We start from the raw sequence: 13,137 nt of genomic DNA, 5'->3' as shown, positions 1-13,137 counted from the left end.
GCCGCGGGGCGTCCCGGTGCGGGCGGGGTGGTGCCGGGCGCGCCGTAGCCGTAGCCCGGCTGCGGGATCCCGGCCACGTCCTTGGCCTTGCGGGCGGCGCCGGAGATCTGGTTCGTGTACTTGCCCTTGGTCTGCTTGTCCACGAACTGGGCCGCCTTGTCCAGGGCGTTGCCGGCCTGGTCGGGGTGGTTGCGGGCGTAGCGGCGGGCCGCCTCGGCGGCACCGGCCAGGACAGTGAGTCTGCGGAACAGGGCCATCGGTCGTCCTCCGTCGTGGTGCCGGTGCGGATCGTCGATGGTCCGCACCAGGGTCTGTGCGACCCCACAGTATTTCAACGTCCGGGGTCCAGCAGGGAGTTCCCGGACGGTCACGAACCGTATCGGCCGGCCCCGGGATGCGACCGTCCGGTAACGAACCGATGGCGCGCTAGGGAATCCGGGCCCCTCGATGGCAGCATCCCCGGCGATCTAGCCCGAAACCTGGAGGCCCACCGGTGACCACAGCGCGAAGCCGCACCACCACCGTCCGCACGCTGGCCCTCACCGCGCTGGCCGCACTCACGCTCGCCGGATGCGGCTCCGGCGGGGACGGCAGCAGCGGCGGCTCGTCCCCGAGCGGCGAAGCGGTCGCCCCCGCCGCCCGCGACGACGCCCTGGCCGCGCAGGTCCCCCAGGCGGTGAAGGCGGACGGGAAGCTCGTCTTCGGCACCGACGCCTCGTACCCGCCCAACGAGTTCACCGGGCCGGACGGCACCACGGTCATCGGGATGGAGGTGGACCTCGGCACCGCGGTCGCGCAGAAGCTGGGCCTGACGCCGGAGTTCCAGAACAGCCAGTTCTCCGGGATCATCCCGGGCATCCAGGGCGGCAAGTTCGAGGCCGGCATCTCCTCGTTCACGATCAACGACGAGCGCATCAAGACCGTCGACATGGTCAGCTACTTCTCGGCCGGCACCAGCCTGGCCACGAAGAAGGGCAATCCGGACGGCATCAATCCGGACAACCTGTGTGGCAAGCAGGTCGGAGTCCAGGCCGGGACCGTACAGGTCGAGGACGTCGCCGCCCGCAGCACGAAGTGCCAGCAGGCCGGCCAGCCGGCGATCGCGGTCACCGAGCTCCAGCAGCAGACCGACGTCACGCTCGCGCTGACGTCGAACCGGATCGTCGCGATGCTCGCCGACTCCCCGGTCGCGGCCTACGCGGTCACGACGACCAGCGGAGCCGTCGAGGTCGTCGGCCAGCCCTACGACACCGCGCCGTACGGCGTCGCGCTGAAGAAGGACCAGGCCGGCTACCCGCAGGCGGTGCAGGGTGCGGTGCAGGCGCTGATCGCCGACGGGACCTACAAGAAGATCCTGGACAAGTGGCAGGTCGCCAACGGCGCGATCCCGACCTCCGAGATCAAGGGCTGATGACCGAACCCACCATCGGACAACGAACGTCACGGACCGAGCCCCGCGACGCCGTTCCCGTCCGCCATCCCGGGCGCTGGGTCGCGATCGCGGTCCTCGCGGTGCTCGCCGCGATGCTCGTCAACACGGTGCTCACCAACGAGAACTTCCGCTGGGACGTCGTCGGCGAGTACCTGCTCTCCGAGCCGGTGCTCAACGGGCTGAAGAACACCCTGCTGCTCACCGTCCTGTCGATGGTGATCGGCATCGCCGGCGGGATCGGACTGGCCGTCATGCGGCTCTCGCCGAACCCGGTGCTCAGCTCCGTCGCGGCGCTCTACATCTGGGTGTTCCGCGGAACACCGCTGATCGCACAACTGCTGTTCTGGAACTTCCTCTCGGCCCTCTACCCGTTCGTGTCGCTGGGCGTGCCGTTCGGGCCGGAGTTCGTCGTGTTCGACACGAACCAGCTGATCAACCAGTTCGCGGCGTGCCTGCTCGGCCTGGGGCTGAACGAGGCCGCCTACATGTCCGAGATCGTCCGCGGCGGTATCCAGTCGGTCGACCACGGTCAGACCGAGGCGGCCGGAGCGCTGGGTATGACGCGCACCCAGACGTTGCGGCGAGTGGTGCTCCCGCAGGCCATGCGCGTGATCATCCCGCCGACCGGCAACGAGACGATCTCAATGCTCAAGACCACGTCGCTGGTCGTGGTGATCGGGTACTTCGAACTGCTCACCTCGGTGCAGCGGATCTACTCCACGAACTTCCAGACGATCCCGCTACTGATCGTGGCCGCGGCCTGGTATCTGGCGCTGACGTCGATCCTCTCGGTCGGGCAGGTGTTCGTGGAACGCCGGTTCGGACGCGGGGTGGCGAGCGGGCCGCCGGGTCCGTCCCTGTTCCAGATGCCGTCGTTCCTGGCGCAGCGCAGCTCGGAGGGCACGCGATGACCCCGATGGTCGAGGCCCGCGAGGTCTGCAAGAGCTTCGGTCCGACACGGGTGCTGCGCGGCGTGGACCTCGTCGTGCAGCCGGCCGAGGTGAACTGCGTGATCGGCCCGTCCGGCTCCGGCAAGTCCACACTGCTGCGCTGCATCAACCACCTGGAGACGATCGACACCGGCCGGCTCTGGGTGGACGGCGAGTTGATGGGCTACCGGGAGTCAGGCGAGAAGCTCTACAAGCTGCATGACGCCGAGCTCGGTCGTCAGCGCCGCGACATCGGCATGGTGTTCCAGCGGTTCAACCTGTTCCCGCACCGCACCGCGCTGGAGAACGTGATGGAAGCACCAGTCGTGGTGCGCGGCGAGAAGAAGACCACCGCCCGGGAACAGGCCGCCGAGCTGCTGGAACGGGTCGGGCTCAGCGACCGCGCACACATCTACCCGAACCAGCTCTCCGGTGGCCAGCAGCAACGGGTCGCGATCGCGCGGGCACTGGCCATGAAGCCCCGTCTGATGCTGTTCGACGAGCCCACCTCCGCACTGGACCCCGAACTCGTCGGAGAAGTCCTCGATGTCATGCGGGGACTGGCCCAGGACGGCATGACGATGGTGGTGGTGACGCACGAGATGGGGTTCGCCCGCGAGGTCGGGGACTCGCTGGTGTTCATGGATGACGGGCGGATAGTCGAGTCGGGGACGCCGTTCGAGGTGCTGACGAACCCTCGCGAGGCACGCACGCAGATCTTCCTGTCGAAGGTCCTCTGACGTCGCCGCAGATCGATCCGTCGACTTGGTTTTCGCAATTGCTAACGATTTGCGACAGTTATTGCTTCGTTCGTCGCAACCGAGGATCATCATGGCAACCTCAACGGCGCCGTCAACGGGAGACACCATGGATCCTGAGTTGTCATCGTTCCCCACCAGCACCTCGGGGTCAGCGGGTCGGATCTGGCGTCGGCGAGTAGCCGCAGCAAGCGGGAGCGTCCTCGTCGCGGCAGTGGCCGGGATCTTTTCGATGTCCGGTACGGCGGCAGCCGATCCCCCCTGCGTCGATCCAGACTTTCACATCGAGGGCGACTCCGCATATTGGAACAACTGCCGGTTGGAGGCCGTCCTGATCAAGGTCCAGGTCGAGTTCGAACCTGATTCCCAGGGGGTCTGGTGCGTCGAAGGTAAGGACAAGGAGTACCTCGGTAAGGCCGCCAGCGCGTCCCCAGGTCAAGGCCATGTCCAGGGGGCCACACTGGTCGACGTTCTCGACGGGAGTTACTGCAGGGCCCCCGGAACCTGACCCACGACGACCTGAGCGGGCGTCCCCACACACTTGCTCAGCGCGGGATGCGGCCCATCAGGTAGAACTCCGGGTTCGGGCGCAGGGCCGTCAGGTGGGCCAGGCGGTTGGACATCGCGAACAGGGCGGTGATCGCGCCGACGTCCCAGATCTCGTCCTCGGACAGGCCGGCCGCCCGGGCGTCGTCCAGCTCGGCCTCGGTCAGCGCGGCCGAGTCGGCGGCGATCAGCAGGGCCAGGTCGACGATCGCCCGCTCGCGCGCGGAGAGCTCCACCGCGTACGGGTTGGTCGCGACCTTGTCCGCGATCTCGGCGTCCTTCATGCGCACCCGCAGGACCGCACCGTGCGCCACCACGCAGTAGGTGCAGTGGTTCGCACCGGAGGTGGCCACCACGATCAGCTCGCGCTCGGCCTTGCTCAGTCCGTCGTTCGAGTCCATCAACGCGTCGTGGTAGTCCAGGAACGCCCGGAGCTCGCGCGGTCGCCGTCCCAGGGCCCGGAACACGTTCGGGACGAAGCCCGACCTCTCCGCGATCGCGCCGATCCGCTCGGCCAGGTCCGGCGGCAGGTCCGCCGCCTCCACGTGCCCGAACCGGCTCACCTCGTGCTGCTCACCCATGTTCGACGACGGTAGTCGGTCCCGCTCTTCCCGGACGTGTCCGGATCGTGGACGATGTGCGCCCATGAGCGTTCCCGAAGAGGTCCGGACGAGGCTGGCGACCTGGTGCTCCGAACTCGTCGGTGACCACGAGCAGGGACGCCGCCGGATCGGCTACACCACGACCGGCTCCACCATCACGATCCTGGACCGGCGCCCGCCCACGTTCCCCGAGCTGGGGGCCGCATGGTCGTCGACGGCACTGGCGCAGCTGCGCGCGGACACCCCCGAGCCCGGTCGCTGGTCGCTGTTCCTGCCGGGCCGGGAGCAGAACGCGCGGTGGGAACGCCAGGAACCCGCCGCGGACGACCCGTTCGTCCTTCTGGAACGGATCGAGGGCGCCATCCGCTCCGTCGGCCCCGGCTGAGCTGAGTCCTCAGTCCTCCCCGCGGGCGCTGTTCTGCGCCGGGATCGCGACCGGGTCGCCGTCCGGCGTGGCCTCCGGCGCGGTGGGGGTCCGGCCGCGCAGGAACCGGGCCGAGGCCTGGTTGAGCACCTCGAGCAGGGTGGTGCCCGACGTCGCCCGCGGCTCGTCGCCGACGACGGCCACCATCCGCGGCGCGACGGCGGTGAGCAGCAGGGCGTCCGCCGACAACGCACCCGCACCGAGTACGACCACCAGGTCGGCGCTGTCCGCGGGCGGCAGGCCGGACAGCAGGGCGTCCGAGGCGGCGAAGCAGAGCAACCCGTAGCCGGTGCCGCGGGACCCGCTCCCCGCCGCCCAGGCGTCCGCGAGCGCGGGCGCGTCGGTGCGCAGGCGCGCGAGCAGCTCGTTGCACGCGCGTTGGTCGGCGGCGTCGCGGCGGGCCGCCTCCAGCTCGTCGAGGGCCTCGGCGTAGGCGTCCGCGTCGTGTGCGCGCAGCGCCGCCACCAGGCGTTCGTGCTCGGGTGCCATGGTCGGGGCCGGCACGGTCGCCATCAGCTCGTCGGCCTGGCGGTCCAGCTCGTCGGCGGCCTCGGCCGGGTCGCCGTGCTCGTCGTAGTCGACGATCGCGCGGGCGACACGTTCGGCGGCGGTCAGGTCCGGCACCACGACCGGTGAGTCCTGCTGCAGGAACAGCACGTCGTGGCGCAGCGCACCGACCGAGCGGGCCGCGGCGGCGCCGACATCGAGCGCGTCGGCCAGCTCACGGAGGTCGTTCGGACCGTGCGGGGTCGGCACGGCGAGCACCTGGCAGAGCCGGTCGATCTCGCGGTGGCGTGCGGCGAGGTCGAGGTGGAACGCGACCGCGCCGACCTCGTCCACCGACTGCGGCACCACGCCGCCGACCCGGAACAGGCTGAGCACCGGCTGGGCCTCCCGCTGTGCGGGGGGCCGGAAGTAGGTGCGGCTGCGTCCGCCCTCGGTGAGGTAGGACAGGTAGTCGCGGACGATCACGGCGGCGTCGACCGGGACCGGGCCGGCCTCGCTGACCTCCGGCACGCCGCCGAAGCGCTCGAGGCCGTCGCGCTGCTGGGCGGCGAGGCTCTGCAGCTGCTCGTACTCGGCACGGTGCACGTTGTGCACCAGCTGGTAGACCGCCGGCCGCAGCCAGCCGACGTGCGGGGACGCGTTCAGCCCACCGACCGTGCGGCCCACGCACCGCCCGACCTGGGTCACCGCGGCGCGACGCTCGGCGTCGAGGTCGCGCAGCAGCGAGGGCAGGACGCGGGCCTCCTCGGCGTCCGCGCCGTCGATCGTGCGCGCCGCCCGGGCGCAGCACCCGGCGATGTCCTCGTGGGCCGGCAGGGCGCCGGCCGACGGCAGCTCCTGGCGGCCCCGGATCCGCCGCTCCGGGGTGGAGGTGGCGAGCAGGCGGCGCAGCCTCCGCAGGTCGGCGGGGTCGAGCGAGGGCAGCTTCTCCACGGCGTGCGCGGCCAAGGCCGAGGGCAGACGGCCGCGCAGGGCACGCGGTGCACCGGCGTCGGCCGCCGTGACCACCACTCGCATCCCGCGGCCGACCAGGGCCTCCAGCGCCTCGACGAGCTCGTCGTCCGACGCCCCGGACAGCACGACCAGACTCTCCTCGACGACGACCGAGGCCGGCGTCTCCGGGTCGTCGGAGGACCGGCGCGGACGCGGGGGCAGCGGCGTGTTCAACGACAACGCGAGCCGGCGCAGACCGGCCGGGACCCGCCCGGCGCGCACGTCGTCGACGATCCTCGTCCGTGCCGCCCGTTGCGCCGCACCGGCCCGGCCGGTGGCGGCGAGCCGGTCGGTGAACGCGACGAGCGACTCCTGGTCCAGACCGTCGGACACCCGTACATCGAGCACGTTCGTCACACCTCCGCTGCGCCGTCGTACAGGGACGACGCTCACGGCATGTATCGCCGGGGATCGTCCGGTGTTCCGTCGCGGGGGCGCCGCGGCCCGTCGTCGATCCGCTCGCCGTCACAGGGTGCGACGGCGGCGCGTCCGATCGGAGCACCTGGGGACGATCCTGACCCCGGCGCACCGGAACGTGAGTCCCGGCCCGAGGCTACCTGTCCCGCATCAGGTAGCCGGTGATCTGCAGTGATCCGGAAATGACGCCACCCGGCCGGCCGTACGAACCGCGGCACCGTCATCACTCTGCGCGCTCGGCTGATCCGATCGGGTGAAGTCGCCATTTCCCGGTCAACAACAGCGCGCCGTCGGGTTCCGGTCCTGCCGGTCGGTGCGCTCCCGCCAGAACTCCCGCTCGCCCCGGACCGGCTCACCGGGGTGGTGCGCCGCGCGATGGGCCAGGTAGTTCTCGTAGTCCCGCTCGCCGGCCATCTCCCGCACGAGCTGCCACGCGGCGTCGAGCCGTTCCCGCACGCTCACGAGCCGGCCCCGCCCGTCGTGCCGGAACCGCCCGCCGTACCGGAGCCGCCGGTGCCCCGACCGCCCGTCCCGGAACCGGCGAGCTCGCGGGAGTGCTCCCGCTCCTCCCTGGTGGGCACGAGCCCGGACGGCGCCCAGAGCTCCGAACGCGTGTACGGGTCCTCGGAGCCGCTGGACAGGGGCCTGCCCTGCAGCGCCGCGATCCACACCCGCACCGAGTCCGCCAGCACGATCAGGATCAGGATCGCGAACAGCGCGGTGAGCGTGGTGGTCACCGTCGAGTTGAACACCACCCGTTCCATCGCCTCGACCGACTTGGCCGAGCCCAGGCTCGTCTTCCCCGCCTCGAGCGCCTCCTGGTACTGGGTGCGCTGGGCCCAGAACCCCAGCTTCGGGTTGCCTGAGAAGATCTTCTGGAAGCTCGCCGTGATCGTCACGACGGCGTCCCAGGCCAGTGGCACCAGCGTGATCCAGGCGTACTTCGCCCGCCCCGACTTGATCAACAGCGTGGTGCACACGGCCAGCGCGACGGCGGCCAGCAGCTGGTTCGCGATCCCGAACAGCGGGAAGAGCTGGTTGATCCCGCCCAGCGGGTCGTTCACCCCGATGAACAGCAGGTAGCCCCACAGGCCGACGATCACGGCGCTGGCGCTCCACGCGGCCGGCTTCCACGAGGTGTCCTTGTAGCGCGGCCACACCAGGCCCACGGTGTCCTGCAGCATGAACCGACCGACCCGGGTACCCGCGTCCACCGTGGTCAGGATGAACAGCGCCTCGAACATGATCGCGAAGTGGTACCAGAACGCGCGCAGCGCATCCCCGCCGAACACCTCGGACAGGATCGTGGACAGCCCCACCGCCAGGGTCGGGGCGCCGCCGGTGCGGCCGATCAGGGTCTGCTCCTCGACGGCCTGCGCGGCCGCGGCGAGTTCGGCCGGTGTGATCTGGAAGCCGAGGTTGGTCACGTACGCCGACGCCGACTCCAGCGTCGGGCCCAGAGCCGTCGCCGGGACGTTCATCGCGAAGTACAGGCCGGGGTCGATGATGCACGCCGCGACCAGCGCCATGATCGCCACGAACGACTCGGTGAGCATCGCCCCGTAGCCGATCACCCGGATCTGGGACTCCTTCTGGATCAGCTTCGGCGTGGTGCCGGAGGCGACCAGGGCGTGGAAACCGGACAGGGCGCCGCAGGCGATCGTGATGAACACGAACGGGAACAGCGAACCGGCCGTCACCGGCCCTGCTCCGTTCGACGCGAACTCGGTGAACGCCGGCAGCTGCAGCGACGGCCACGCCACCAGGATCGACACCGCCAGCAGCACCACCACGCCGATCTTCATGAAGCTCGACAGGTAGTCCCGCGGCGCGAGCAGCATCCAGACCGGCAGCACCGAGGCGATGAACCCGTAGATCACCAGGGCGAGCGTGAGCTGGTTGCCGGACAGGGTGAACGTGTCGGCCAGGCCGGACTCCTGCACCCAGCCGCCGGCCACGATGGCCAGCAGCAGCAGCGCCACGCCCATCGTGGAGACCTCAAGGATCTTCCCCGGCCGCAGATAGCGCAGGTAGAAGCCCATGAACAACGCGATCGGGATCGTCATGGCCAGCGAGAACGTGCCCCACGGCGAGTCCGCGAGCGCCTGCACGACCACCAGCGCGAGCACGGCCAGCAGGATGATCATGATCGCCAGCACGGCGATCATCGCCGCGATGCCGCCGATCGGCCCGATCTCCTCGCGGGCCATCTGGCCCAGGCTGCGCCCGCCGCGGCGGGTGGAGAAGAACAGCGTGACCATGTCCTGCACGGCCCCGGCGAAGATGACGCCGATGATGATCCACAGCGTCCCGGGCAGGTACCCCAGCTGCGCGGCCAGCACCGGGCCGACCAGCGGCCCGGCCCCGGCGATGGCGGCGAAGTGGTGCCCGAACAGCACGCGCCGGTCGGTGGGCTGGTAGTCCTGCCCGTCGTTCAGCCGCTCGGCCGGGGTGGCCCGGGTGTCGTCGACGCGCAGCGCCTTGTGGGCGATGAAGCGCGAGTAGAAGCGGTAGGCGATCGCGTACGAGGCGACGGCGGCGAACACCAACCAGGCCGCGGAGACGTCCTCGCCGCGGGCGATGGCGACAATCCCCCACGCGACGGCGCCCACGAGCGCGACCGCGGTCCAGATCGCGATCTGCTTGGGATCGCGTCGACGGCGGCTCGGCGCCGGGCCGTCGGGTTCGCTCGGCTTCTCGGTAGTGACCACGGCCCGACCCCCATCGTGCGTCCGGCGCCGCCGGTGGCGCCGGTTCCCGCAGGGAGGTTAGGTCGCGCAACGCGCGTTGTCACTGGCGCGCCTGCGAACCCCGGTGCACGAACGGAGCGCTCGTCCGACCCGGCCGTACGAACGGAGCTCTCATCCCACCCCCGGCACGCGGCCGGCCCGCCGCGAACGGGTCGCGGCGGGCCGGTGGCGTGCGGGTGTGATCAGGCGCCGAGGCGCTGCTTGAGGGCCTCGAACTCGTCGCGGATCGAGGTCGGGAGGTTGTCGCCGATCTTGTCGAACCACTCCTCGATCAGCGGGATCTCGGCCTTCCACTCCTCGACGTCGACGTTCAACGCGGCCGCGATGTCGTCGGCGGTCGCGTCGAGACCCTCGAGGTCCATCTGGTCCGGGGTGGGCACGTAGCCGATCGGGGTGTCGACCGCGGCGGCCTTGCCCTCCATCCGCTCGATGCACCACTTGAGGACGCGGCTGTTCTCCCCGAAGCCGGGCCAGAGCATCTGGCCGTCGTCGCCCTTGCGGAACCAGTTCACGTAGAAGATCTTCGGCAGCTTGTCCGCGTCGGCGCCCTTGCCGACGTTGACCCAGTGCGCGAAGTAGTCACCGACGTTGTAGCCCAGGAACGGCAGCATCGCCATCGGGTCGCGGCGGACCTGGCCGAGGCCACCGGTCGCGGCGGCGGTCTTCTCCGAGGACATGGTGGCGCCCATGAACGTGCCGTGCTGCCAGCTGCGGGCCTCGGTGACCAGCGGGACCGTGGTCTTGCGGCGCCCACCGAACAGGATCGCCGAGATCGGCACCCCGTTCGGGTCCTGCCACTCCGGGGCCACGACCGGGCACTGGGCGATCGGCACCGTGTAGCGCGAGTTCGGGTGCGCGGCGTCGATCCCGGCGTCCGGGGTCCACTCCTCGCCCTTCCAGGACGTCAGGTGGGCCGGGTCGCCCTCGAGGCCCTCCCACCAGACGTCGCCGTCGTCGGTGAGCGCGACGTTGGTGAACAGGGCGTTGCCCTTCTCGATCGTGCGCATCGCGTTCGGGTTGGTGTTCCAGTTCGTGCCCGGCGCGACACCGAAGAACCCGAACTCCGGGTTGACCGCGTAGAGCCTGCCGTCCTTGCCGAAGCGCATCCAGGCGATGTCGTCGCCGACGGTCTCCGCGCGCCAGCCCGGGATGGTCGGCTGCAGCATCGCCAGGTTCGTCTTGCCGCACGCCGACGGGAACGCGGCCGCGACGTAGTAGGCCTTCTCCTCCGGGCTGATCAGCTTGAGGATCAGCATGTGCTCGGCCAGCCAGCCCTCGTCGTGGGCGATCGCCGAGGCGATCCGCAGCGCGTAGCACTTCTTGCCGAGCAGGGCGTTGCCGCCGTAGCCGGAGCCGTAGCTCCAGATCTCGCGGGTCTCGGGGAAGTGGCTGATGTACTTGTTCTCGTTGTGCGGCCACGCGACGTCGGCCTGGCCCGGCTCGAGCGGGGCGCCGATCGAGTGCAGCGCCTTCACCCAGCGCTCGCCCGCGGCATCGAGCAGCGGCAGCACGTGCGAGCCCATCCGGGTCATGATCTTCATCGAGATCACGACGTACTCCGAGTCGGTGATCTCGACGCCGAGCATCGGGTCCTCGGCGTCGGTCGGGCCCATGCAGAACGGCACCACGTAGAGCGTCCGGCCGCGCATGCTGCCGCGGTAGAGCTCGGTCATCGTCGACTTCATCTCGGCCGGCGCGACCCAGTTGTTGGTCGGCCCGGCACCGCGCTCGGTCTCGGTGCAGATGAACGTCCGCTCCTCGACCCGGGCCACGTCACCGGCGTCGGACGCGGCGTAGAACGAGTTGGGTTTCTTGTCCGGGTCGAGCCGGGTGATCGTGCCCTGCTCGACCAGCTGGTCGGTGAGCCGCGTCCACTCCGCGTCGGACCCGTCGCACCACACGACGCGATCGGGGGTGGCCAGCTCAGCGATCTCCTGCACCCAGGACACCACGCCCTGGTTGGTGGTCGGTGCGTGGTCGGTCCCCGGAACGGTCGCTGCAGTCATGTCGTCCTGTCTCCTCGCCGGCCCCGGCCCGCCACCGGGAATGGTTCGTCGACCCGCACCGGAATGCGGGAAGTGACGGGAAAGATGGGAACCGAGGCTACCGGCGGAATCCCGATCGTCCCACCGGGCTCGTTGTCAATTGACTCACAACACCGATCATGTAAATCGATTCAGAAGCAGGCCGGACGGTGCTGGTGACGGCCGCGAAACGTCCGCGCAACCCCGGCCCACCCGACGGGTGGTGAACAGCACTCGGCATTCGGCCCGGCATGCGGCGAATGCCCGCTCGGGGCGGCCGGACGGTGCCGCCACAAGACGGAACAATGCTCGACGGAGCCTTTTCGAGCGCGGAATTAGAGCTCGGAAAGACCTAAGTCCGATCGGGTCACCGCTCGGCCACGGCACGGGGACGCGCCAGCTCCGGAAGCATGATCGGGAGACGGTGCGCGGTGACCTGCCAGTAGCGACTCTCCGGGTCCGCCGCGCGCCAGGCGTCGGCGAGGCGGGAGGCGCCGTCGGCGTCCACCGCCCGCCGGGGGCGGGTGCGCATGCCGCAACGCTCCCGGATCTCCCGGTCCAGGGCCCGCCAGGCGTCGTCGGCCGTGGTGTGCACGGTGACCGACGGCTGGTCCTCGTCCTCGCCGACCACCAGCGTGTAGGCACTGACCAACTCGTGGGGCACGTCTGATCCTCCACACCTCACGCGGGGAGGCGGCCCCGTTCTCCTGCGGGACGGGTGAGCCGCCTCGGACGGGCACAGTGAACTACACGGGCGACCCCCGGACGGGCCGACCGGCCGTGGACGCGCCGCCGGGTCGCCGGGCGCACCCTGTCCGGCTGCCGGACGGTCGCCCGACGAGATGACGCTCCGATGACGACCTCTCACGCTCTGCGACCAACGGTGGGTGTCCGTCCGCCGGGCGGCGCGACCGCGCCGACCGACGACCCCGCGCTCACGGGGCCGGGGCGGAGACCTCGACCCCGGCCAGCAGACGGGCGAGCGCCGCCGGCTCGGAGAACATCGGCCAGTGCCCGGTCGGCAGTTCCCGCACCGACCACTCCGGTCCGCCCATCTCGGCGAATGCCGGGACCCCGGCACCGATCGCGCCGCGCACGTCGTCGGCGGTGAAGGTGCACGCGATGACGATCTTGGGCAGCGTCCGGTCCGGCCGCTCGGCCCGCCGCGCGGCCTGCAGGACGACGCCTCCCGGCTCGGGTGTGCTGCGTTCCCGGATCCGCTCGAAGGCCTCCGCGTCGATACCGGCCGCGCCCGGGCCGAGCTCGGATGCCGTCGGCATCGGGTACTCCCCGCCGTTCTCCGCCAGCCGCTGCCGCACGAGTCGGGCCTGCTCCGGACCGACGAAGTCGACATGCGCGACGTCGCCGGGCAGGGGCCCGGTGTCGACGAACACGAGCGCCGCGACCCGGTCCCGGACGCCGCGCTCGACGGCGGCCGCGACGAGCGGCCCGCCACCGCTGTGCCCGACCAGCACGACCGGGTCCCCGTCGTGCCCGCGCAGCGTCGTGACCAGGTCCTCGACCTGGTCCTCGGTCGTCACCCTCGCAGCCTCGTCGCTGCGCTTGCCGGCACGGCGCTCAGCCATCCCGGCCGGCGTCACCGCCACCACGTGGTGGCCCTGCCCACGCAGCACGGCGGCGACCTCGTCCCACGCCCACGCGCCCAGCCAGAACCCCGGAACCAGCACGAATGTCGTCATGTGGGCAACGTTACGAGCGAATGCGGACGGTTCCGGTCCTCGAGCGTCAGACCCG

The 13,137-nt window shown here is 70.8% G+C and carries 12 protein-coding genes; 4 read left to right on the top strand and 8 right to left on the bottom strand.

Going from position 1 to position 13,137, the window contains the following annotated elements; genetic code table 11:
- A partial coding sequence (locus tag I4I78_RS21200) for an antitoxin (RefSeq protein ID WP_218613197.1) occupies positions 1–257 on the bottom strand: 257 nt, incomplete at its 3' end.
- Positions 258–493: 236 nt separating this feature from the next.
- On the opposite strand from I4I78_RS21200, the gene I4I78_RS21195 reads away from it, so the two are divergent.
- The 3 genes from I4I78_RS21195 to I4I78_RS21185 are packed head-to-tail and all read left to right on the top strand — an operon-like array spanning position 494 to position 3,101.
- Positions 494–1,411, top strand: a complete 918-nt coding sequence (locus I4I78_RS21195) for an ABC transporter substrate-binding protein (RefSeq protein ID WP_218613196.1) — start codon at positions 494–496, stop codon at positions 1,409–1,411.
- A complete protein-coding gene (locus I4I78_RS21190; protein ID WP_218613195.1) occupies positions 1,411–2,343 on the top strand; it encodes an amino acid ABC transporter permease in 933 nt (310 codons plus the stop codon). Before I4I78_RS21195 ends, I4I78_RS21190 begins: the two co-directional genes overlap by 1 nt.
- Complete coding sequence (locus I4I78_RS21185) at positions 2,340–3,101, top strand: amino acid ABC transporter ATP-binding protein (RefSeq protein ID WP_275957993.1); 762 nt, start codon at positions 2,340–2,342, stop codon at positions 3,099–3,101. The genes I4I78_RS21190 and I4I78_RS21185 overlap by 4 nt, the downstream gene beginning before the upstream one ends.
- Before the next feature lie 563 nt (positions 3,102–3,664).
- Here I4I78_RS21185 and I4I78_RS21180 read toward each other — a convergent pair.
- Positions 3,665–4,246: a peroxidase-related enzyme gene (locus I4I78_RS21180; RefSeq protein WP_218613194.1), complete on the bottom strand. Its 582-nt coding sequence runs from the start codon at positions 4,244–4,246 to the stop codon at positions 3,665–3,667.
- A gap of 64 nt (positions 4,247–4,310) precedes the next feature.
- On the opposite strand from I4I78_RS21180, the gene I4I78_RS21175 reads away from it, so the two are divergent.
- The gene (locus I4I78_RS21175) at positions 4,311–4,652 is read left to right on the top strand and encodes a hypothetical protein (RefSeq protein WP_218613193.1); all 342 of its coding nucleotides are present in this window, start codon (positions 4,311–4,313) and stop codon (positions 4,650–4,652) included.
- A 9-nt stretch (positions 4,653–4,661) separates the two neighbouring features.
- On the opposite strand, the gene I4I78_RS21170 is transcribed toward I4I78_RS21175, so the two are convergent.
- The 6 genes from I4I78_RS21170 to I4I78_RS21145 form a co-directional block, all read right to left on the bottom strand.
- Positions 4,662–6,539 carry a hypothetical protein gene (locus I4I78_RS21170; RefSeq protein WP_218613192.1) on the bottom strand — a complete coding sequence of 626 codons (1,878 nt, stop codon included), beginning with the start codon at positions 6,537–6,539 and terminating at the stop codon, positions 4,662–4,664.
- A gap of 342 nt (positions 6,540–6,881) precedes the next feature.
- Positions 6,882–7,070, bottom strand: coding sequence for a YbdD/YjiX family protein (locus I4I78_RS33900; protein WP_308252265.1), 189 nt, complete (start codon positions 7,068–7,070; stop codon positions 6,882–6,884).
- Positions 7,067–9,319 carry a carbon starvation CstA family protein gene (locus I4I78_RS21160; protein WP_218613191.1) on the bottom strand — a complete coding sequence of 751 codons (2,253 nt, stop codon included), beginning with the start codon at positions 9,317–9,319 and terminating at the stop codon, positions 7,067–7,069. Before I4I78_RS21160 ends, I4I78_RS33900 begins: the two co-directional genes overlap by 4 nt.
- A 221-nt stretch (positions 9,320–9,540) precedes the next feature.
- Positions 9,541–11,364 carry a phosphoenolpyruvate carboxykinase (GTP) gene (locus I4I78_RS21155; RefSeq protein ID WP_218613190.1) on the bottom strand — a complete coding sequence of 608 codons (1,824 nt, stop codon included), beginning with the start codon at positions 11,362–11,364 and terminating at the stop codon, positions 9,541–9,543.
- 385 nt (positions 11,365–11,749) lie between these two features.
- Complete coding sequence (locus I4I78_RS21150) at positions 11,750–12,046, bottom strand: hypothetical protein (protein ID WP_218613189.1); 297 nt, start codon at positions 12,044–12,046, stop codon at positions 11,750–11,752.
- A 271-nt stretch (positions 12,047–12,317) separates the two neighbouring features.
- Positions 12,318–13,082 carry an alpha/beta fold hydrolase gene (locus tag I4I78_RS21145; protein ID WP_218613188.1) on the bottom strand — a complete coding sequence of 255 codons (765 nt, stop codon included), beginning with the start codon at positions 13,080–13,082 and terminating at the stop codon, positions 12,318–12,320.
- Positions 13,083–13,137 lie beyond the last annotated feature (55 nt).

This window comes from Pseudonocardia sp. KRD291 (genome assembly GCF_019263595.1).
GTDB lineage: Bacteria > Actinomycetota > Actinomycetes > Mycobacteriales > Pseudonocardiaceae > Pseudonocardia.
This window is presented reverse-complemented; position numbering and strand designations above follow the sequence as displayed.